The organism is Olsenella sp. oral taxon 809 str. F0356 (assembly GCF_000233535.1).
Taxonomy (GTDB): Bacteria; Actinomycetota; Coriobacteriia; order Coriobacteriales; family Atopobiaceae; genus Olsenella_I; species Olsenella_I phocaeensis.
Window position 1 is genome coordinate 2,087,526 of sequence record NZ_JH376563.1, and the last position, 20,703, is coordinate 2,108,228.

Below are 20,703 nucleotides of genomic sequence, written 5' to 3' on the forward strand. Positions count from 1 at the left end.
CGGATGTTCGGGAAGAAGCAGGTCGCACGCGTCACCAGCGCCATCATCGCCCTGCTCGTGGCCATCGTGGTGGCGCTTGCGGGCGGATCCGGCGGCAACGCGGGCCAGGGCACGCCGCAGGAGGGTGCGGCCCAGGCAGGCTCCCCCACCTCCGGCACCCAGGGAACCGCCCTGCAGGACGACGCGCCCTCCGAGGGCGTCAGGGAGGACGGGCGCTACACCTCCAAGGACGAGCTGGCCGCCTACGTCCACGAGTTCGGCCACCTGCCCGCCAACTTCGTCAGCAAGACCAAGGCACGCGAGGCGGGCTGGGACAGCTCCAAGGGCAACCTGGACGAGGTCTGTCCCGGCATGTCCATCGGCGGGAGCCGCTACCACAACGACGACGGGCAGCTCCCGGACAAGCGCGGGCACAGCTGGACCGAGTGCGACGTCAACTACACCGGCGGCTTCCGTGGAGGCGAGAGGATCGTCTTCTCCAACGACGGGCTCGTCTACTACACCGGCGACCACTATAAGAGCTTCGAGCGGCTGTACTAGCGGGGTCCAGCCGGACGGGAGGCACGCGTGAAGAAGGTCGAGCTGCGCGAGAGCGCGTTGGGCGGGCCCGAGGAGCTCCACGCGCTCCTCGCCCGAGAGCTGGGCTTCCCCACCTACTACGGGGGCAACCTCTCCGCCCTGGCCGACTGCCTGGAGGAGCTCGCCGCTCCCACGCGCATCACCTTGGAGCAGGACGGGTCAAGGCGCGGCGACGGTTCGTGGTTCGATCGCGCACGAGCCGTCATCGAGCGCTCCGGCATCCAGAACCCCACCCTCGAGGTCGTCATCCACGCATAGCCTGGCATGCCCGGCGCGCCATCGGGCGGCGGGCCTCCCCTACTCCTCGAGCGCCAGGGGAGACGAGCTCTCCTTCCTCATGCGCTCTATGCGCCTGAGCAGGCTCTCCTTCTTCGGATACGCGTGCGAGCGCCCGAGCGCGTCTCCCGCGTCGTCCACCAAGACGAAGTAGTACTTGCCATCGAGCTGCTGGTAGATGCGGCACTTTGGCGCGGCGACGCGACCGAAGCCGTGGACCGTGCCATCCTGCACGGGAGCGCCCACCGCAAGGGCCCTCGTCAAGTCCATCCCGGCAAGGCACTCCTCGCGCGAGGGATACACCGTGGACGCGAGGACCACATGCCCGTTGCTGTCGCAGAGGTTGAACTGGTAGAGCCCTTCCTTCTCGACCATGACATACTGTCCCATGCGTGCCCCCCTTCTCTCGTGGCGGAGTCACTTATCCACCTGATTCGATATTAGACGCGGGATGCGCGTTTTTGCGCATATCTCCGCAGGCGGACGCCTAGGCCGCGCAACGGTAGGCCCGGGTGCCACACGAAGCGCCAATCCAGGCGCGCTCGTCGAAAGCATCCTTCTGCCGTGACGCGGCGTCATATACCGTTGTGAAATCGGCCGTGCGCGAGGCACGGCCCCGGAGAAGGGGCGGGGCATGTCCAAGCACAGTCGGAGACAGCACACCCGCAAGCGGGAGGACGGACGGGGGCGGCATGGCGTGGCACGGGCCCTCCTGACGCTCCTCCGCACCATCTTGGCCCTCGCCGTCGTCGCGGCCACCGTCGTCGGGGGCTATGCCATCTACCTCGAGAGCCACTACGCGCGCATCCCCGACGACGAGCTGGTCCAGACCGGGAAGGCAGGCGCCGAGGACGCGGCGCGCCAGCTCGAGCCGGGGGGGGAGTACACGGCAGCGACCTACAACATCGGCTTCGGCGCCTACACCCCCGACTACACCTTCTTCATGGACGAGGGCCGCATGGCCGACGGGACGCCCACCCGGGGCACGAGCTCGGTCGCGACGAGCCGCGAGTCGGTGGAGGCCTGCACCCAGGGCGACGTCTCGAGCCTGAGGGACGCCTTCGGGGGCGAGGGCCCGGACTTCGTTCTCCTGCAGGAGGTCGACGTCGACTCCGACCGCAGCCATCATGTCAATCAGGTCAAGGCGTTCGAGGGGGCCTTTGCCGGGTACCAGTCCGTCTTCGCCTCGAACTTCCACTCCGGCTTCCTTGCCTGGCCCATCACGGCCCCGCACGGACGCGTCAGCTCGGGCCTCCTGACGCTCTCGGACGCGAACGTGACCTCGGCCACGCGCAGGAGCTACCCGGTGGACGAGAGCTTCCCCACGAAGTTCTTCGACCTCGACCGCTGCTTCGCCATGCTGCGCATCCCCGTTGCCGACGGACACGAGCTCGTGCTGGTCAACAGCCACATGTCCGCCTACGACGCGGGAGGGGGCAGCCGCGCGCGCCAACTCGCCATGCTGGGCGACGTCCTGTCCTCCGAGCGCGCCCGCGGCAACTACGTGATTGCGGGCGGGGACTGGAACCATGCCCTCTGCGGCTCGCTCGAGCTGTACCCCAGCCGGCAGCAGGTGCCCGACTGGGTTGCCGTCATGGACGACGGGGACCTGCCCCAGGGCTTCTCGGTCGTGCGCGCACAGAACCTGGAGGAGGTCGCCAGCTGTCGCGGGGACGACATCCCCTACCAGCCCGGCGTCAGCTACCAGACCACGGTGGACGGCTTCATCGTCTCTGACAACGTGAGCGCCACGGCGACCAACGTGGACACGGGCTTCGCCACGAGCGACCACAACCCCGTGGCGCTGCGCTTCTCGCTGGGCAACGCCTCGTAGGAGAGGCACGCCGGCCGGGAGAGGAGACCCGCCCTCACGCGCCGGCCATGAAGCGGGGCATGCCGCCCTCGCCCGCCGCCACGGCGATGTCCGCGAGCGCGTCGGCGACGCTGTCCTCGGAGCTCGGCCCTATGTGCCAGCGGGCGGCCTCCCTCACCTCGTCGCTGGCGTTCGCCACCGCGACCGAGTTGGGGAAGCCCGCGATCATTCCCAGGTCGTTCTCGGAGTCACCGAAGGTGGCCACCTCGTCGAGGCCTATCCCCAGCGCATCCGCCAGCACGCGGACGCCCGAGCCCTTGGTCCAGCCCTTGGGCGTGATGTCGATGAGGGGCGCCCAGTTGCTGGGAAACACGAAGTCGAAGGCGGGAAACTCCCCCTTGAGGGCGTCGCGCAGCTCGAGGCGACGCTCGGGGCTACCCCCGCAGCGGATGTTGGACTTCACGTAGCTCGAGGCACCGAGGCGTGGCACGATGCCCGCGCAGCCGAACTCGTCCCCCATGCGTCCAAGCCTCTGCGCGTCGGTGGTCACGCAGAGGGCGTCGCCGTCGACGCCGCTTCCCCCCTGAACGTCGAAGACCGCGAGCACGGTGTCGTCCGTGTTCTGGGTGAGCCACGCCGCGACGCGGTCGAGCTCGCCCCCGTCCAGGCTCGTGACGCTTATGGGCTCGCCGTCCAGGTAGACCATCTGCCCGTTGCAGTAGGCGCCAGTGGCGCAGCACGCCTCGTCGCCCCCGAACATCCAGCCCATGGCGGCAGGGAGCCTCCCGCTCACGGGCCCGAAGTGGAGCCCTGCGTCGAGCATCCCGTGAATCGCGGCGAGGGCGCGGTCGCTCGCGCGCGGCCGCCCGAAGGCGATGAGGGTGTCGTCGAGGTCGGTGAGCGCGAGGCGGATCATGTGGGCCTTCCTGTGACGGGGACGCTCTTCCCATCCTAACGCAATGAAGGGCGGGTGCCGTCTTGGCCACCCGCCCCTGGAGCATGCCGTACCACGTGCCTTTTGCCACCGTGCTGGCAAACGCCTTCTTGCCGCGCCCCTTCGGGCACCCTAAGAGCCCTTTGGACTCCCCTCCTTGGCTCACACCCCAGAACCTGGGTGTCCTGCGACAGATGTGATAACTTGTCACACGCCCTAGCTGAGGTTGCTGTTTGATCGAGGACAGATGCGACTGAAGCACAGCGCCTCATCGGGTGGCGCTCCGGCTCCTGCGCAGCTGGGTCGGCACTTCCGACTGTCCCTTGGATTCTGCGATGCTCGTATCGCCTACTAGGCCCTGCTTGCTATGGCCTCTAGAAGAAGACGGGGCTCGCGACGCCAGCTGCGGGACGCCCTGATATCGGCTCTTCCCTGTCCACTGGCATCACCCCCTCGGTTGGCCGATGGCTCGTATCGGCTTCCTGTGTTGATGCAATCGTACCCCAGATTCGGGAATTGTATGCGTTTTTCTGGTCATTTCCGCGAACGGTGGCTTTGGGGGCGCTGGCGAGGGAGACGGCGGCCAGGGGCGGCGGGGCGGCCAAAGCTGCAAGCAGGCGCCCCGCGGCGGGTACAATCTATCCCCTGAGTCGGGGCCGAGCGCCCCATTGGAACAGCCGGACTCCCCGGAGCCACGGCAACGGAGGGATGCCATGCCAGAGCCCATGACCTCGGCCGCAGACACGACCGCGACCCATCAGGACGACCCCGTCTTCCTCGAGGAGCAGGACCACCTCAAGAGGACGCACGAGCGCCTGCGGGACATCCATGACGCGGTGCAGAGGGAGCTCGAGACCACGCACGAGTATGCTGCCCAGGACCTGCGCGACATGAGCGAGGAAGTCAGGCTCAACTTCAACAGCGACGACGAGACCATGGAGACCCTGGCCGCCATCGAGACCCTGAACAGCGTCATCGACACCTACAACCAGCATCACGACTTCACGCTCGACCGCCTGCGGCGCACCCTCCTGCTCCTGCGGCAACCCTACTTCGCCAAGGTGCGGCTCCAGATGAGGCCGGGGCGGCCCGCCCGCAACGTGTACATCGGGACCGTGGGCATCACGGACGAGCGACAGGTCCCCCTCATCGTGGACTGGCGCAGCCCCGTCGCCCAAACCTACTACAACCAGGAGGTCGGCCCCACGAGCTACGAGGTGGACGGACGCACGAAGACGGTGAACCTCGAGCTGCGCCGACAGTTCGACGTCGTGCAGGACCGTCTCAGGTCCTACTTCGACGCCAGCGTGGCAATCCAGGACGCCCTCCTGCTCGGGGCGCTCAGGCGCCACCACTCCGAGAAGCTCCAGGCCATCACGGCAACCATCCAGCGCGAGCAGAACCAGGTGGTGCGCCACGAGGACGTCCCAGCCCTCCTGGTGGACGGCATCGCAGGGTCGGGCAAGACCTCGGTGCTCCTCCAGCGCATCGCCTACCTCTTCTACCAGGAGCGCGAGAGCCTCAGGCCGGACCAGGTCTACCTCTTCTCCCCCAACGATATCTTCGCCCGCTACATCGACACCGTCCTGCCCAGCCTGGGCGAGTCCAACCCGCACACCCTCACCTGGAAGTCCTTCCTCGCGGAGCAGGGGCTCGACCAGCGCTCGGGAGGCGAGGGCGTGGACGCCTCCGCACTCAGGGAGCTCGGGCGGTCGGTCGCCTCCATCGTCCTCGAGGACGACGACTTCCGCGACATCCGCGTGGGCGACATGCGACTGGTGTCCGCCGCACAGATCCGCAAGTCCGTCGAGAAGCACGTGGGCAGGCTCGGCATGGGCCCCCGCCTCTTCGCGCTCGTGAAGGAGGACCTGCACCAGAAGGTCGAGCGTCGGATGTCGCAGCTTGCCCACAACGAGGAGCTGCAGGAACAGATGCTCTCCCTCGACGTGGACGAGCAGATGTGCATCTTCGGGGAGCTCGTCGCCCCCGCCGACGAGGACGAGACCGTGGCCTGCGCCCGCCGCTATGCCCGTGAGCTCTTCTCGCCCGCCTTCTCCGACGTGGACTCCTGCTCCTGGCTGCGCCTGGACCGCATAGGCATGCGCGTCACCGGCAGGCAGGCCCTGAGCGCCATCGAATGGCTCTACCTCAAGCTCGCGCTCACCGGGGACGGAACGCAGGACGCGCGCTACGTGATGGTGGACGAGGTGCAGGACTACAGCGAGGCGCAGCTCATGCTCCTCGCACGCTACTTCGGCCGTGCCCACTTCCTCCTTTTGGGAGACCGTCACCAGGCCATCCGCGAGGGCAGCGCGAGCTTCGAGGCCATCCGCTCCATCTTCAAGGAGACGCACGGCACGGTGGCCCAATGCCGCCTGCTCACGAGCTACCGCTCCTCCCCCGAGATCACCGAGCTCTTCTGCGGCCTCCTCGACGAGGAGGAGCGCGTGACCCTGAGCTCCGTGAGGAGGCCGGGCGTCGCGCCCCTCATCCGCTCCTGTCCCCAGGACGCGGACGCGTACCTGGCCGAGCTGCGGGCGCAGGTCGAGGAGGCGCGAGGCCGGGAGGGCCTCTGTGCCGTCGTGGCGCAGGACAAGGCCCGTGCCAACTGGCTCTCGCGCCAGCTGGGCGACTCCGTGACATACCTTGGCAAGGGAGACGAGCTCCCCAAGGAAGGCGTGGTGCTCCTGGATCTGAGGCTCGCCAAGGGCCTCGAGTTCGACGAGGTCATCGTGCCCGACGCCCAGGCGGAGGCCTACCCGGGCGACGAGATCTCTCGCAGGAGGCTCTACACGGCGATCAGCCGCGCCATGCATCGCGTGGTCGTGCTCAGCCAGGGCCCCATGACCCCACTGCTCGACGCGTAGGGCCGGGCTCCCGAGGAACGGTCAGGCGGCCGGCGCGACCTACGCGCCGGCCGCCTTCCCTCGTGGCACACAAGTCCCTGTCATCGGGACGTGGGGCCAGTACGACCTTCGCACAAGGAAGGGGCCGGAGGATCTCTCCCCCGGCCCCTCGGCTAGCTGGCGGATGCCGTCAGGCAAGCTGCGCTAGGACTCGGCATACATCGCCTTGAGCTTGAGCAGGTGCTGGTAGCGATCCATGGCCGCCGCCTCGTTGCGCGCGAAGAGCTCCGCCGCGCGCTCGGGGAACTCGGTCGTCAGGCGGGCGTAGCGGGCCTCGTTCATCAGGAAGTCCTGATAGCCGCCCTTGGGCTCCTTGGAGTCCAAGACGAACTTCTTGCCGGCGGGGGCGTCGGGGTTGAAGCGGAAGAGGTTCCAGTAGCCGCAGTCGACTGCCTTCTTCATCTCGTTCTGGCAGTTGGTCATGCCACCCTTCTTGATGGAGTGCATCTCGCAGGGGCTGTAGCCGATGATGAGGGAGGGGCCGTCGTAGGCCTCGGCCTCCTGGATGGCCTTCAGGGTCTGCATGGGGTTGGCGCCCATAGCGACCTGGGCCACGTAGACGTAGCCGTAGGACATCGCGATCTCGGCCAGGGACTTCTTCTTGGTCTCCTTGCCGGCCGCCGCGAACTGGGCGACCTGGCCCAGGTTGGAGGCCTTGGAGGCCTGTCCGCCGGTGTTGGAGTAGACCTCGGTGTCGAAGACGAAGACGTTCACGTTGTTGCCGGAGGCAAGGACGTGGTCGAGCCCACCGAAGCCGATGTCGTAGGCCCAACCGTCGCCGCCGAAGATCCAGAAGGACTTCTTGGTGAGGTAGGACTTGTCGGCCAGGATCGCCTTGGCACCCTCAGAGCCGTTCTTCTCGAGCTCCTCGACGTACTTGGCCGTGGCGGCCTTGGACTCGTCGGTGTCCATCTTGGAGTCGACCCACGCCTGGCCGACAGCCTTGAGCTCCTCGGAGACGCCGTTGGCGGCGATGAGCTCGGAGGTCATGGCCTCGAGCTTGGCCTGCTCGGCCATGTAGCCCACGTAGAGGCCCAGGCCATGCTCGGCGTTGTCCTCGAAGAGGGAGTTGTTCCACGCGGGGCCATGGCCCTCGGCGTTGACCGTGAAGGGCGAGGTGGCCGCGGGGTTGCCCCAGATGGAGGAGCAACCGGTGGCGTTGGAGATGAACATGCGGTCACCGAAGAGCTGGGTCACGAGACGCGCGTAGGAGGTCTCGGCGCAGCCGGCGCAGGAGCCAGAGAACTCCAGCAGGGGCTTGTGGAACTGGGAGCCCTTGACGTTGTTGCCCTGGAGCTCCTTCTTCTCGGTGACGTGGTTGACCGCGTAGTCCCAGACCTGCGCCTGGTCGGACTCGCTCTCCTGGGGAACCATGGTGAGGGCGTCCTTGGGGCAGACCTTGACGCAGTTGGTGCAGCCCATGCAGTCCAGCGGGGAGACGACGATGGCGAACTTCAGGCCACTATCCTTGGGCATGGTGACGTCGAGCATGCGCATGTTCTCGGGCGCGGCCGCGACCTCGTCGGCGTCAAGGGCGACGGGACGGATGGTGGCGTGGGGGCACACGTAGCCGCACTGGTTGCACTGGATGCACTTGGACTCGTCCCAGTGGGGGACCATGACGGCGGTCCCGCGCTTCTCGTACGCGGAGGCGCCGAGCTCCCACTGTCCGTCGGGGTTGTCCTTGAAGACCGAGACGGGCAGGGAGTCGCCGTCCATCAGGTTGATGGGGCCGAGGAGCTCCTTGACCTGCTTGACGATGGCCTCGCGGCCCTCGAGGGACAGCTCGACGTGCTCGTCGGTCGCGGTCGCCCAGTCAGCGGGGATCTCGAGCTTCTTGAAGGCGGTGGCGCCGGCGTCGATGGCCTTGTGGTTGGCGGCGACGACGGCCTCGCCCTTCTTGGAGTAGGACTTGGTGGCAGCGTCCTTCATGTACTTCAGGGCGTCCTCGGCGGGCAGGACCTTGGCCAGCGCGAAGAACGCGGACTGGAGGATGGTGTTGGTGCGCTTGCCCATGCCGACCTCGATGGCGAGGTCGATGGCGTCGATCGTGTAGACCTGGATGTCGTTCTTCACGATGTAGCGCTTGGCCTCGGCGTTGAGGTGCTGTGAGAGCTCCTCGAGGTCCCACTGGCAGTTGATCAGGAAGGTGCCGCCGGGCTTGACGTCGCGCACCATCTTGAAGCCCTTGGTGATGTAGGAGGGGTTGTGGCAGGCCACGAAGTCGGCCTTGGTCACGTAGTAGGGCGAGCGGATGGGAGAGTCGCCGAAGCGCAGGTGACTGACGGTCACGCCGCCGGTCTTCTTGGAGTCGTACTGGAAGTACGCCTGGACGTACTTGTCGGTGTGGTCGCCGATGATCTTGATCGAGTTCTTGTTCGCGCCGACCGTGCCGTCGCCGCCGAGGCCCCAGAACTTGCACTCGATGGTACCGGGAGCCGCGGTGTTGGGGGTGTCCTCCTCGCGCGGGAGCGAGAGGTTGGTGAGGTCGTCGACGATGCCGATGGTGAACTCGCGCTTGGGCTCGTCCTTCTTGAGCTCGGTGTACACCGCGAACGCGTCTGCGGGGGTGGTGTCCTTGGAGCCCAGGCCGTAGCGACCGCCCACGACGGTGAGGTCGCTCATGCCGGCCTCGTAGAGGGCGGTGACGACGTCCTGGTACAGGGGCTCGCCGATGGAGCCGGGCTCCTTGGTGCGGTCGAGGACGGCGATCTTCTTGACGCTCTTGGGGAGCGCCTTGACGAAGTGCTCGATGGACCAGGGACGGTAGAGGCGGACCTTGACCAGGCCGACCTTCTCGCCGTGCGCGTTGAGGTAGTCGATGGCCTCCTCGAGGGTGTCGCAGAAGGAGCCCATGCAGACCACGACGCGGTCGGCGTCCTCGGCGCCGTAGTAGTCGAAGAGGTGGTAGCTGGTGCCGAGCTTCTCGTTGATCTTGTCCATGTAGGACTCGACGACGGCGGGAAGCGCGTCATAGGTGGCGTTGCAGGCCTCGCGGTGCTGGAAGAAGATGTCGCCGTTCTCGTGCGCGCCGCGGGCGTGCGGGTGCTCGGGGTTCAGGGCGTGGTCGCGGAAGGCCTGGACCGCGTCCATGTCGAGCATGTCCTTGAGGTCCTCGAAGTCCCAGGTGGCGACCTTCTGGATCTCGTGCGAGGTGCGGAAGCCGTCGAAGAAGTTGACGAAGGGCGTCTTGCCCTCGATGGCGGCGAGGTGGGCGACGGGGGCGAGGTCCATGACCTCCTGGACGTTGCCCTCGGCCAGCATGGCGAAGCCGGTCTGGCGGCAGGCCATGACGTCGGAGTGGTCGCCGAAGATGTTCAGCGCGTGGGAGGCGACGGTGCGCGCAGACACGTGGAAGACGCCGGGCAGGCCCTCGCCGGCAATCTTGTACATGTTAGGAATCATGAGGAGCAGGCCCTGGGAGGCCGTGTAGGTGGTGGTGAGGGCACCAGCGCCCAGCGAGCCGTGGACGGTGCCTGCGGCACCGGCCTCGGACTCCATCTCGACGACGCGCACGGGCGTGCCGAAGACGTTCTTCAGGCCCTTGGCCGCCCACTGGTCGACATGGTCGGCCATGGGGCTGGACGGCGTGATGGGGTAGATGCCCGCGACCTCGGTGAAGGCGTAAGACACCCAGGCTGCCGCCTCGTTGCCGTCCATAGACTTGAATTTTCTTGCCATATCCTCTCCTTCGAAGCGATACGGTCCACCACACCGGTGGCTGTTGCAGAATCACGCCCCAGGACCCTCGGTCCCGGGGACCAGCGCTGCTTGGACCTCCGCCACGCGCCTCTCCATGCGGCAACGGCCCAGACACGTCTCACTATAGCGCAACGGACAGGCACGGGAGCCTCCTTTGTCAGGCCCCCGGGAGCATTGCGACCCCTTGGCCCGCCAGGGCGGACGATGGCGCGCAGGGATGGCCCCCTCGGCCGGCCGCCGGCCGGATGAGCTGGGATTATGCTCGTGCGCGACACGACCGGAGGCACCACGCGCAAAAAGGGGAGGGGATCCTCTCCCCTCCCCTCGTGACGCATTCGTACGGCGTGGCGGCGGGCCCCAGGAGGCCGGGCGCCGCCTAGTCGAGCTTCGAGTTGATGCGCTCGGCGATGCTCGCCTCGTCGGTGGCGCCGAGGACGTCGTTCCTGAAGCCCTCGTCCATGAGCATGACGGCGACCTTCGAGAGGAGCTGTAGGTGGGTGGTGCCCGCCTCTGCCCCGGGGACGAGCAGGGCGATGGCCACGACGATGGGCTTGTCGTCCATGGACTCCCACTCGACGTCGCCCGCGAACTTGACCACCATGACGGTGGCCTCCTTGACGGCGGCGGACTTGGCGTGAGGGATGGCGAAGCCGGACATCATGCCCGTGGTGCCCTCCGCCTCGCGCGCCTTGAAGGCGTCGAGGACGGCCCGCTCGTCGTCGGCGACGCCCAGCTCGACCGCCTTCCTGGAGAGGAACTCGAGGGCCTCGTCCACGTTCTTCGCGGGGTTGTCGAGAAATACGTGCGATGCCTGGACAAAGTCACTCATTGGCTGCTCCTTCGGGACGAGGGCGAGAACCGCGCTCTGTTTCGTGCCTGGCAGGCAGGCTGGCATGCCTGCGCACCGGGCCCTGGCAGGTGCCAGAAAGACAAGGTCAGGATACCACCATTGGAGCCATGCGGACCCCGCGAGGCCGCCTAGCCGCGCTGGAGCAGCGCCTCGTAGGCGACTCCGTACATGCCCGCGTCGTTGCCCAGGACGCAGGGCAGGATGCGCGCGGCGGCGGAGGGCGCCAGGCAGTGGGAGCGGAAGGATCGGGCGAGCTCCTCTCCGAAGAGGTCGAAGGCGCCCGCGACGCCGCCGCCGATGAGGAAGACTGCCGGGTCCACCACGGCGGAGACCTGCGCCAGGGCGAAGCCCAGCTTCTGGCACATCTGGCCCACGGCCCATGCCGCCGCCTCGTCCCCCTCGCGGTATGCGTCGAAGACGGCGACGGCGTCGGTGGCATGCGCTATGGGAACGGGCCTGGCGCCCGTCCGGGCGCAGCGGTCGCGATACAGCCAGACCAGGCCCTTGGCCGAGGCGTACTGCTCCAGGCAGCCCCTCCTGCCACAGCCGCAGACGCGCTCCTCGCCGGGCTCCACCGTGAGGTGCCCCACCTCGCCGGCGGCCCCGAAGGCGCCGGCGACGAGCCTGCCGTCCACCACCACGCCCGCCCCGACGCCCGTGCCCAGCGTGATCATGACGAAGCTCCCCATGCCCTTGCCCGAGCCCTTCCAGAGCTCGCCCAGGGCCGCGGCGTTCGCGTCGTTCACGAAGGCGAGGGTGGCCCCGGGGTACGCCTCCCTGAGCGCGGCGCGTAGGCCGTCCGCGTCGAGGTCGATGTTGGCGAGCAGACCCACGTGGCCCTCGTCGTCCACGGGCCCGGGAACGTCCAGCCCCACCGCCAGGAGGTCGTCCGCAACCCTGCCCTGGCCGGCCACGAGCGCGTCCAACCCCTCGACGATGCGCCGGAACGCCTCCTGCCCGGCGATGGAGCCCGTGGGGATCTTGGTCGTGCCCAAGAGCTCGCCCTCGCAGCTCATGAGCCCCGCCTTGATGGAGGTTCCGCCCACGTCGATTCCCAGCACGCAGGACCTGCCGTCGTCGGTGCGACCGCCAAGCTCGTTGGACATGTCCCTCTCCTTCCGTCGTCGTTGCCGGGCGGGCCGCCCGACCCGAGGCCCCCGGGCCCCGGTCCGTCTGCAACGAGTATCCAACAAGTGGCAGCGGAACAGTCGATATTTACACGAACTACTAGAACCGGGCCCCGGCCCGTCTGCAACGAGTATCCAACAAGACGCCGCCCGCGGGACCGGGGCGCACGCAGACGGTGTGGGCGGCCGCGGAATCGTGACGGGTCCCGGCGCTTCGGGGTTAGACTCTGGACAGGCAGACAAGACGCGCCCGCGCGAGCGGGCAGAGAAGAGGAGCTCACATGGCCGAGACCACCGACGGCATCCCCAGCTTCGACGACCTCGACGAGCCCGTCGCCGCCACCGCGACGACGACGGCCGCGGGGCAGACCAGCATCCCCGGCATGCCCGCCAGCCCCAACCCCGCCGCCCTGGCCAACCCAAAGGCCGACATCGCGGCCCTGAACGACCTCGAGCGGCACCTCTTCGCACACCGCTATGCCTCCATCGGCATCGAGTGCTACGGCCCCTCGATCGACCCCGAGGCGGCGACGGGAGACCGCGGCGAGGCCCTCACCATCCTCCAGGAGGAGGACCAGGCGCTGCTCTGCTCGGCCGAGACGGGCGCCCTCCTCGAGCGCCTCGGCTCCGTGGGCGAGCTCCTCTCGCCCACCCAGCGCGCCCAGGTGCGCGTCCTGACGCGCGACCGCTCGAGGCTCGTAGACGTCCCGGCCGTCGAGGCGTCCGCCTTCACGCGCCTCACCACCGAGTCCGACGCCGTCTGGCGCAAGGCCAAGGACGCCAACGACTGGGCCTCCTTCGAGCCCTACCTGGACCGCGTGGTCGACTCCATGCGCCGCATCGCCAAGCTTCGCAGGCCCGAGGCGGACCCCTACGACGTCTGGCTCGACGACTTCGAGCACGGCAGCGACCGCGCCTTCTATGACGCCTTCTTCTCGCAGGTGAAGGAGACCGTCGTCCCCCTGCTGGCGCAGATCCAGGCAAAGCGGTGGCAGCCCAGCCGCAGCTGCGTGGAGGGCAAGTTCGACGAGAGGCGCCAGTGGGAGCTCGCGAGCGACCTCATGGCGCTCGAGGGCCTCGACCCCAAGGTCATGTTCCTGACCAAGACAGAGCATCCCTACTCGGACGCGCTCACCACCAACTACGCCGTCATCGCCGCGCACGTCCACCCCGATGACGTGGTGAGCAACGTGTACACCATGCTCCACGAGGGCGGTCATGCCCTGTACGAGACGGGCGTCGACCCCAGCCTCAACTACACCTCGCTCAAGGGCGGCACCTCCTCGGGCATCCACGAGAGCCAGTCGCGCTTCTTCGAGAACTACGTCGGCCGCGACCGCGCCTTCGCCCCCACGCTGCTCGGGACCATGTCCCGCCACTTCAGGGGCCAGCTGGGCCGCGTTACGCCCAACCAGTTCTACCTGGCGACAAACCGCGCGGAGGGCTCGCTCGTCCGCACCGAGGCCGACGAGCTCACCTACCCCCTGCACATCCTGATCCGCTACGAGATCGAGCAGCTGCTCTTCTCAGGCGAGGCGAAGGCGGCGGACGTCCCGGGGCTCTGGAGGCAGCGCTACAAGGACTACCTGGGAGTCAAGGTGACCGACGACACCCACGGCGCCCTGCAGGACACCCACTGGGCCGACGGGCTCTTCGGCTACTTCCCCACCTACGCGCTGGGAGGCGCCTACGGGGCCCAGTTCCGCCACCGCATGATCGAGGAGGGCATGGACTGGGAGGGCGTGCTCTCGTCGGGCGACCTCGCCCCCATCCGCGCCTGGCTGCGTGACCGCGTGTGGCGCTTCGGCCGCTCCAAGGACCCCGCGCAGATCGTCGAGGACGCCTGCGGAGAGCCCTTCGACGCGCGCCACTACTGCGACTACCTGGTCGAGAAGTTCTCGGCCATCTACGGCCTGTAGGGCAGGGGCCAGGACCGGGCACGCGCCCCGGACGCACAGCCGTCCGGGGCCTTCTTGTGGGGAGGGCGCATGAGGGCGCTGCTTCAGAGGGTCACGGGCGCGGAGGTGCGCGTCGAGGGGGAGCTCAAGGGACGCTGCGGCAGGGGCTACCTCGTGCTCCTCGGCGTGGGCCCCGACGATGACGAGGCCACCGCCCAGAGGCTTTGGGACAAGGTCCGCCGCCTCAGGGTGTTCGACGACGAGGACGGCAGGATGAACCTCTCGCTTGCCGACGTGGGAGGCGAGGTCCTGGTGGTGAGCCAGTTCACCCTCTATGCCCAGACGCGCCACGGGAACCGCCCGGGCTTCACGGGCGCTGCCCGGCCCGACGTCGCTGTCCCCCTCTACGAGCGCTTCTGCGAGCTGGCCGAGGGGGACTGCCCCCACGTGGGCCGTGGCGTCTTCGGGGCCGACATGCAGGTCTCGCTCGTGAACGACGGCCCCGTGACGATCTGGCTCGACACCGACGAGCTCGCCGGCCCAAGGAGGTAGCGGGGCTTTTTTCCTGCTTTGCAAACGCTGCGAAACCGTTCGCCGAAAAGTGGCTAGACTATTGGGCACATTTGGCGTCAACCAAGGAGAGGTTCTATCAAATGAAGAAGTTCATGAGCGAGTTCAAGGAGTTCATCGCCAAGGGCAACGTGATGGACATGGCCGTCGGCATCATCATCGGCGGCGCCTTCACCGCCATCGTGACGTCGCTGGTGTCCAACATCATCAACCCCCTCATCACCCTCGTCACGGGCGGCGGCACCGGCGTCTCGGGCCTGCAGATTCCCGTCAACGCCGACACCGTGATCGACTTCGGCGCGTTCATCTCGGCAATCATCAACTTTCTGATCATCGCCTTCGTTGTCTTCTGCATGGTCAAGGCCCTGAACAAGATGCAGGAGCAGGCCGACAAGCTCCGTCACAAGGAGGCCGTCGAGGAGGCCGCGGCCGCGCCCGTGTGCCCCCACTGTCTCGAGGAGGTCAAGGAGGGCGCCACGCGCTGCCCCCACTGCGGCGGAGAGATCGAGGGCGGCGCCCACGCGGCATAGGCACCGCGCTACCGGCACTCAGCCGGGACATGGCAAGGTCAAGGGGGACGTGCTCGGGCGCGTCCCCCTTTCTTGTGTCCCGCCATCATGGGAGGCGAGTGCCTCGGGGCGGATTCCCAGCGACGACAGGCGGACGCCAGGCGCAGGCGGACGCCACCGAAGCAGGTAAGCACCCTCGGGCGGATGCCGCGCGGCTATTCCTTCTTGCGAGGCTGGAAGCGGTCACAGATGTTCTTGGTCCGGAGGTACTCCCTGCCAAAGGGGTCGCGTACCGGGACCAGGCCGTCCTCGCGCACGGCGAAGTACATCTCGGGCTCGTGATGGACGCGGGGGTCGGCCAGGGTGAAGCCCCGGCTGCAGGTCCCCTGGTACATCCCGGTCCTCTCGTTGAGCGAGAACTCGGCAAAGACGCAGTCGCTGCAGTGGAGCCCTGCCATGGCCATCCCCTCTTCCCCTGGCGCGGCACTCCCCGGCGCGCGCCCTTGCCTGCATTCTATTCCTAGGTGAGAGGAACTTCTCCCTTGTGCCCGTCCTTCGACCACGCTCCGCGTCACGAGGAGTAGCCTGAGGTCAGTCAATCGCCAGGAGGGTAGCATGAACGACTTCATCTTCCAGTCACCCACCCGCTTCGTCTTTGGCCGCGGCTTCGTCGACCGCGTGGGCGAGGAGGTCAGGGGGCTTGGCGCAAGACACGCGCTCCTGGTGTATGGTGGCGGATCCGCCGCGCGCTCCGGCGCGCTCGACCGCGTCCGAGCCTCCCTCGCCGCGGCAGGCGTCAACTTCGACGAGCTGGGAGGCGTGCGTCCCAACCCCGAGGTCTCCCTCGTGCGCGAAGGCATCGAGCTCGCCCGCGCCCAGGGCGTTGACCTGGTGTTCGCCCTGGGCGGCGGGTCGGTAATCGACAGCTCCAAGGCCATAGCCTTCGGCGTACCCTACCAGGGCGACGTGTGGGACTTCTTCTGCGGGAAGGCGAAGGTCGGCGCCTGCCTCCCCGTCGCCGTGGCGCTCACCATCCCCGCCGCCGGGTCCGAGGGTTCCCCCTCCTGCGTCATCAGCAACGACGAGCTGCAGGTCAAGAAGGGCACGAGCTCCGATGCCCTACGTCCGCGCGTGGCGGTCATGGACCCCGAGCTGACCTTCGGGCTCCCTCCCTACCAGACCGCTGCGGGCGTGACCGACATGATCTGCCACGTCTGCGAACGGCTCTTCAGCAACGCCGGACCCGTCCCCGTGACCGACAACGTCGCCCACGGCATCATCCGCGCGATCATGGGCGCGGCGCGCGTGGTGCACGGGCGGCCCGACGACTACGACGCCCGCGCCACGCTCATGTGGGCGGGCAGCCTGGCGCACAACGACCTCTGCGGCTGCGGAAGGGGGCCTGCCGCCGGCAGACGTGCGGGCGGCTGGGAGAGCCACGGCCTCGAGCACGAGATATCGGCCCATCACCCCGAGGTGGCCCACGGCGCCGGCCTGGCGGTCATCCTCCCCACCTGGATGCGCTTTGCCTGGCGCTCCAACCCGCAGCCCTTCCTCTCCTTCGCCCGAGGGGTCTTCGGAATCGAGCCGGACGACGACAGCGATGCGGCACGGGAGCGCGCCGTCCTGGCGGGCATCGACGCGCTCGAGGACTTCCTCGCCCAGCTGGGAATGCCGCGCACCTTGGGCGAGCTGGGCCTCTCGCCTTCCGACGTCGACACCTGGGTTCGCACCCTGGCCCAGAATAAGGGCCCGGTCTTCGGAGAGGTCAGGCCCCTCGACATGGACGACGCCCGGGCGATCTACCTCTCCGCGTTCTAGTCGCATCGCCCGCGCACGTGCCCATCGCACGTCGCCCGCCCGCGGCAACGTCCTGCGCGACTTTCTCACGCGTGACTACGTCCGACGCGTCTTTCTCACGCGTGACTACGTCCGACGCGCCTCGATTCCGCCCGACTACGTCCGACGCGCCTCGATTCTGCCCGACTACGTCCGATACGTCTCGATTCTGCGCGAATACGTCCGATACGTCTCTCCGCCCTCCGACAACTGGGCAAACGCGACGGTATTAGACGCGTTCGACGTAGTCGGGCTTAAAGGCCGCGTATTCGACGTAGTCGGACGTAAGTGCGGCGCGTTGGACGTAGTCGGGCGTAAGGGCCACGCGTTGGACGTAGTCGGGTATAAGTGCCGCGCATTCGACGTAGTCGGATGTAAGTGCGGCGCGTTCGACGTAGTCGGCGGAAGTCCTAGACGCCTGCGCGGGAGAGGAATGCGGAGAGGATCTGGGCGTATCCCTCCTGGCCCAGCACCTCGCGCGACTCGGCATGGCCCGCTCCCGGGACCAGGTGCAGCTCGACGTAACCCGCGGTCGCGTCGCGCAAGCGTTCGCTGCTGGAGGGTGGGATGAGGGCGTCGTCCTCCCCGTGGATGAGGCAGAGGGGGACGCGGTTGCCCGCGAGCGCCGAGACGGGGCTCGTCTCGGCGAGCTCGAAGCCATAGCGCAGGCGACAGGCTGCGTCCACCACGGGCAGGAGCGGACCCACGCGCGCCTGGTCGTAGCCGGATCGGAGGAGTTCGCGCAGGTTGGCGAAGGGGCAGTCCGCCACGGCGAAGTCGACCTTCGGCCTCGACCCCAGGGCACAGAGCGTGGTGGCGCTCCCCATAGACTCCCCCATGAGCCCCAGGGTGATGTCCTCGCCGAAGCGCTCGCGGGCGTCCGCCACGAGCGTCAGGAGGTCCTCCGACTCGACCTTGCCCAGGGTGCAGGTGGCAGGTGCGTTCTCTCCGTGGGCGCGTAGGTCATAGACGATGCAGTTGTAGCCGAGGCTCTCCCAGGCACCGACGCACTTCGCGGCACCGTAGCGATTGGCCCTGAACCCATGCGAGACGATCACGTAGCGGTCGCTGGGCTCGGGCGCGCTCACGAGCTCGCAGTGGAGCTCGTAGCCGTCCTTGCCGGGCGCGACGCACGCCGTCCTCTCCAGCGATTCGAAGTCTCCCCAGAGCCCGTGGTCCTGCTCCCATCGGCGCTCCTCTGTCAGGCTGTTCCCGTGGGGACGTGCGATGGTCGAGGCAATGTAGAGCGCGAAGCCGCACACCGCAAGCACGGCAAGGAGGACGAGGGCGAGCGCTATGGAGGCTGGTCGGGGCATGTCTGGGGCTCCTCTCGCCCGTGGGCACTCTCGGGACATCGCGTCCAGTCAGGCCTCGGTCTGCCCCATGGTGTCCGGGTCGAGGGTGGGACCCATCCCAAAACGCTTTGTCAACTCGGCATATAATTTGGGAGTGACTGTTTCCTTGGAGGAGGAATACATGGGAATTCGCACCCGCAGGGCCCACATGCACTCCCGCACCCACGTGGTGGGGTTTGGCATCGCCGGGGTCTTCGGCTTCATCGCCCTGCTGTTCGTGACGCTGGCGATCTCTCTCGGCGCCATGGTGAGCAACTGGCTCCAGAGCCTGCCCGACTACTCCTCGGCCAACGCCTACCTGGTCGCCGAGCCCACCACGGTCTACGCCGCGGACGGCTCCACCATCGCCGAGTACTACCTGCAGAACCGTAGGAGCGTCGACCTCGACCAAATCTCGAAGTACGTCCTCCAGGCCACGGTCGACACCGAGGACCGCCGCTTCTACCAGCACAACGGCGTGGACCCCCAGGGCATCCTGCGCGCAGTCGTGGCCCAGCTCGGCGGTGGCTCCGAGGGCGCCTCCACCATTACCCAGCAGCTCGTCCGCAACACCGTCCTCTCTGACGAGCAGTTCGAGCAGACGATCAAGCGCAAGGTCCGCGAGGCGTACATCGCCATCCAGATGGAGAAGATGTACAGCAAGGACCAGATCCTGAACATGTACCTCAACACGATCTACTACGGCCACAGCGCGTACGGCATCGAGGCGGCATCCACCACCTACTTCAACAAGCACGCGAGCGACCTGACCCTGGCCGAGGCGGCAACGCTGGCCGGCCTCCCCCAGTCCCCCTCCGCCTACGACCCCTTCTCGAACCCCGAGGCGGCGACGGCCCGGCGCAACACGGTCCTGGACCACATGCTCAACGAAGGCGACATCAGCCAGGAAGACCACGACGCCGCCGTTTCCGAGGAGCTCACCCTCAACGAGGGCAGCTTCTCCGAGGCCGCGGCGAACTACCCCTACTTCACCGACTACGTGAAGCAGCTGCTCCTCGAGGACTTCGACCAGGACACCGTCATGCAGGGCGGCCTCAAGGTCTACACCACCCTCGACCCCAGCAAGCAGGCGGCGGCCGAGGATGCCGTCCAGAGCCGTCTCGAATCCATCGGGAACGACCGCCTCGACGCCGCGCTCTGTGCCGTAGACCCCAGCACCGGCTACATCGTCGCCATGGTGGGCGGCCGGGACTACTCGGAGAACCAGTTCAACCTGGCCACGCAGGCTCGCAGGCAGCCGGGCTCCAGCTTCAAGATCTTCACGCTAGCAGCGGCGCTCAACGCGGGCATGAACCCCAGCGTGCTCATCAACTGCAACTCCCCCATGCAGTTCACCCCCACCTGGAAGGTCCAGAACTTCGGCAACGAGAGCTACGGCACCCTGAGCCTCGCCAACGCATTCGCCATCTCGTCCAACACGGGCTTCGTGCAGGTCATCGAAGCCGTCGGCGCGGACAAGGTGGTCAGCATGGCCAAGGCCATGGGCATTGACGTCGACCTTCCCGCCTACGAGTCGATCACCCTGGGCACCGAGGGCGTGCCCCCCGTGCAGATGGCCGAGGCCTACGCGACCATCGCCTCCGGCGGCGTGCATCGCGACGCCATCGCCATCACCAAGATAGAGGACCGCAACGGCAACACAGTCTACGAGCACCAGGACAGCCCCACGCAGGTCATCGAGCCCTCCGTGGCCCAGGACATCCGCAAGGTGACCCAGGGCGTCACGCGCAGCGGCGGCACGGCGAGCGTGGTGGGCTACACCATGAGTGCCAACCAGCCCGTGGGCGGCAAGACCGGCACTTCCGAGAACTACCGCGACCTCTGGTTCTGCGGCATCACCCCGCAGCTCTCCGTCGCCGTGTGGTGCGGCTACCAGGAAGAGGCCCCCGTCATCGTGGGCGGCTCCTACGGCCACCCCTACAACACCGCCGTGCCCATCTTCGTGAGCTTCGTGAACCAGGCCCTCGACGGCGTCGACCGGGCGGAGTTCCCCAGCGTCACGACCAGCCCCACCTACAAGGAGAACAGCTCCTGGAAGTTCAGCAAGACCAACGAGTACACGAACAGCAACTATTACTACTACGAGACCGTCGAGGACGACGAGGAGGAGACCCAGGTCGACGAGGAGACCCAGAGGCAGACTCGCGAACGCACCCGTGACGAGTCCGAGTCCGGAGGTGGCACACAGGCTACGCCCGGCGCGTCGACGGGCGGGACGTCCGGCACGGGCGAGTCCACGCCCCCGGCCGAGACGGCGGGCGGAGGCGGATCGACGACTGAGTAGGCACCTTCCCCACGCACATTGCCGCAAGACACGCTTGCCCCCGGCGCCGGAAGTGCGCGTG

At 67.6% G+C, this 20,703-nt stretch carries 16 protein-coding genes; 9 read left to right on the top strand and 7 right to left on the bottom strand.

Going from position 1 to position 20,703, the window contains the following annotated elements; translation table 11 throughout:
- The first annotated feature begins 3 nt into the window (after positions 1-3).
- On the top strand, positions 4-540 hold the full coding sequence (locus HMPREF1008_RS09345) for a ribonuclease domain-containing protein (RefSeq protein WP_009279620.1): 537 nt from the start codon (positions 4-6) through the stop codon (positions 538-540).
- 27 nt (positions 541-567) lie between these two features.
- Complete coding sequence (locus HMPREF1008_RS09350; protein ID WP_009279621.1) at positions 568-837, top strand: barstar family protein; 270 nt, start codon at positions 568-570, stop codon at positions 835-837.
- A gap of 39 nt (positions 838-876) precedes the next feature.
- Here HMPREF1008_RS09350 and HMPREF1008_RS09355 read toward each other — a convergent pair whose 3' ends face one another.
- Positions 877-1,245: a YegP family protein gene (locus HMPREF1008_RS09355; RefSeq protein ID WP_009279622.1), complete on the bottom strand. Its 369-nt coding sequence runs from the start codon at positions 1,243-1,245 to the stop codon at positions 877-879.
- Positions 1,246-1,489: 244 nt separating this feature from the next.
- Between HMPREF1008_RS09355 and HMPREF1008_RS09360 the strand changes: the two genes are divergently transcribed.
- Entirely contained in the window at positions 1,490-2,689 is a 1,200-nt protein-coding gene (locus HMPREF1008_RS09360; protein ID WP_009279623.1) for an endonuclease/exonuclease/phosphatase family protein, read from the top strand.
- A gap of 34 nt (positions 2,690-2,723) precedes the next feature.
- Here the strand turns inward: HMPREF1008_RS09360 and HMPREF1008_RS09365 are convergent, their stop codons facing one another.
- Positions 2,724-3,584, bottom strand: a complete 861-nt coding sequence (locus tag HMPREF1008_RS09365; protein ID WP_009279624.1) for an HAD family hydrolase — start codon at positions 3,582-3,584, stop codon at positions 2,724-2,726.
- Positions 3,585-4,315: 731 nt separating this feature from the next.
- Between HMPREF1008_RS09365 and HMPREF1008_RS09370 the strand changes: the two genes are divergently transcribed.
- Positions 4,316-6,469, top strand: coding sequence for an ATP-binding domain-containing protein (locus tag HMPREF1008_RS09370; protein ID WP_009279625.1), 2,154 nt, complete (start codon positions 4,316-4,318; stop codon positions 6,467-6,469).
- A 183-nt stretch (positions 6,470-6,652) separates the two neighbouring features.
- Here HMPREF1008_RS09370 and nifJ read toward each other — a convergent pair whose 3' ends face one another.
- The 3 genes from nifJ to HMPREF1008_RS09385 form a co-directional block, all read right to left on the bottom strand.
- A complete protein-coding gene (gene nifJ / locus HMPREF1008_RS09375) occupies positions 6,653-10,189 on the bottom strand; it encodes a pyruvate:ferredoxin (flavodoxin) oxidoreductase (RefSeq protein ID WP_009279626.1) in 3,537 nt (1,178 codons plus the stop codon).
- A 397-nt stretch (positions 10,190-10,586) separates the two neighbouring features.
- Positions 10,587-11,039, bottom strand: a complete 453-nt coding sequence (locus tag HMPREF1008_RS09380; protein ID WP_009279627.1) for a PTS sugar transporter subunit IIA — start codon at positions 11,037-11,039, stop codon at positions 10,587-10,589.
- 149 nt (positions 11,040-11,188) lie between these two features.
- Entirely contained in the window at positions 11,189-12,166 is a 978-nt protein-coding gene (locus HMPREF1008_RS09385) for an ROK family protein (RefSeq protein ID WP_009279628.1), read from the bottom strand.
- A gap of 302 nt (positions 12,167-12,468) precedes the next feature.
- Here HMPREF1008_RS09385 and HMPREF1008_RS09390 point away from each other — a divergent pair, with 302 nt between their 5' ends.
- The 3 genes from HMPREF1008_RS09390 to mscL all read left to right on the top strand — a co-directional run bounded on the left by HMPREF1008_RS09390 (position 12,469) and on the right by mscL (position 15,185).
- The gene (locus HMPREF1008_RS09390; RefSeq protein WP_009279629.1) at positions 12,469-14,106 is read left to right on the top strand and encodes a carboxypeptidase M32; all 1,638 of its coding nucleotides are present in this window, start codon (positions 12,469-12,471) and stop codon (positions 14,104-14,106) included.
- Positions 14,107-14,175: 69 nt separating this feature from the next.
- Positions 14,176-14,637 carry a D-aminoacyl-tRNA deacylase gene (gene dtd / locus HMPREF1008_RS09395; RefSeq protein WP_009279630.1) on the top strand — a complete coding sequence of 154 codons (462 nt, stop codon included), beginning with the start codon at positions 14,176-14,178 and terminating at the stop codon, positions 14,635-14,637.
- A 101-nt stretch (positions 14,638-14,738) separates the two neighbouring features.
- The gene (mscL, locus tag HMPREF1008_RS09400) at positions 14,739-15,185 is read left to right on the top strand and encodes a large conductance mechanosensitive channel protein MscL (protein WP_009279631.1); all 447 of its coding nucleotides are present in this window, start codon (positions 14,739-14,741) and stop codon (positions 15,183-15,185) included.
- A 194-nt stretch (positions 15,186-15,379) separates the two neighbouring features.
- On the opposite strand, the gene HMPREF1008_RS09405 is transcribed toward mscL, so the two are convergent.
- A complete protein-coding gene (locus tag HMPREF1008_RS09405; RefSeq protein ID WP_009279632.1) occupies positions 15,380-15,622 on the bottom strand; it encodes a hypothetical protein in 243 nt (80 codons plus the stop codon).
- 157 nt (positions 15,623-15,779) lie between these two features.
- On the opposite strand from HMPREF1008_RS09405, the gene HMPREF1008_RS09410 reads away from it, so the two are divergent.
- Positions 15,780-16,985 (top strand): iron-containing alcohol dehydrogenase, encoded by a 1,206-nt coding sequence (locus HMPREF1008_RS09410; RefSeq protein WP_009279633.1) that lies wholly within the window; start codon positions 15,780-15,782, stop codon positions 16,983-16,985.
- A gap of 428 nt (positions 16,986-17,413) precedes the next feature.
- Here the strand turns inward: HMPREF1008_RS09410 and HMPREF1008_RS09415 are convergent, their stop codons facing one another.
- Complete coding sequence (locus HMPREF1008_RS09415) at positions 17,414-18,319, bottom strand: alpha/beta hydrolase (protein ID WP_009279634.1); 906 nt, start codon at positions 18,317-18,319, stop codon at positions 17,414-17,416.
- 160 nt (positions 18,320-18,479) lie between these two features.
- On the opposite strand from HMPREF1008_RS09415, the gene HMPREF1008_RS09420 reads away from it, so the two are divergent.
- On the top strand, positions 18,480-20,642 hold the full coding sequence (locus HMPREF1008_RS09420) for a transglycosylase domain-containing protein (protein ID WP_009279635.1): 2,163 nt from the start codon (positions 18,480-18,482) through the stop codon (positions 20,640-20,642).
- The last annotated feature ends 61 nt before the right edge of the window (positions 20,643-20,703 follow it).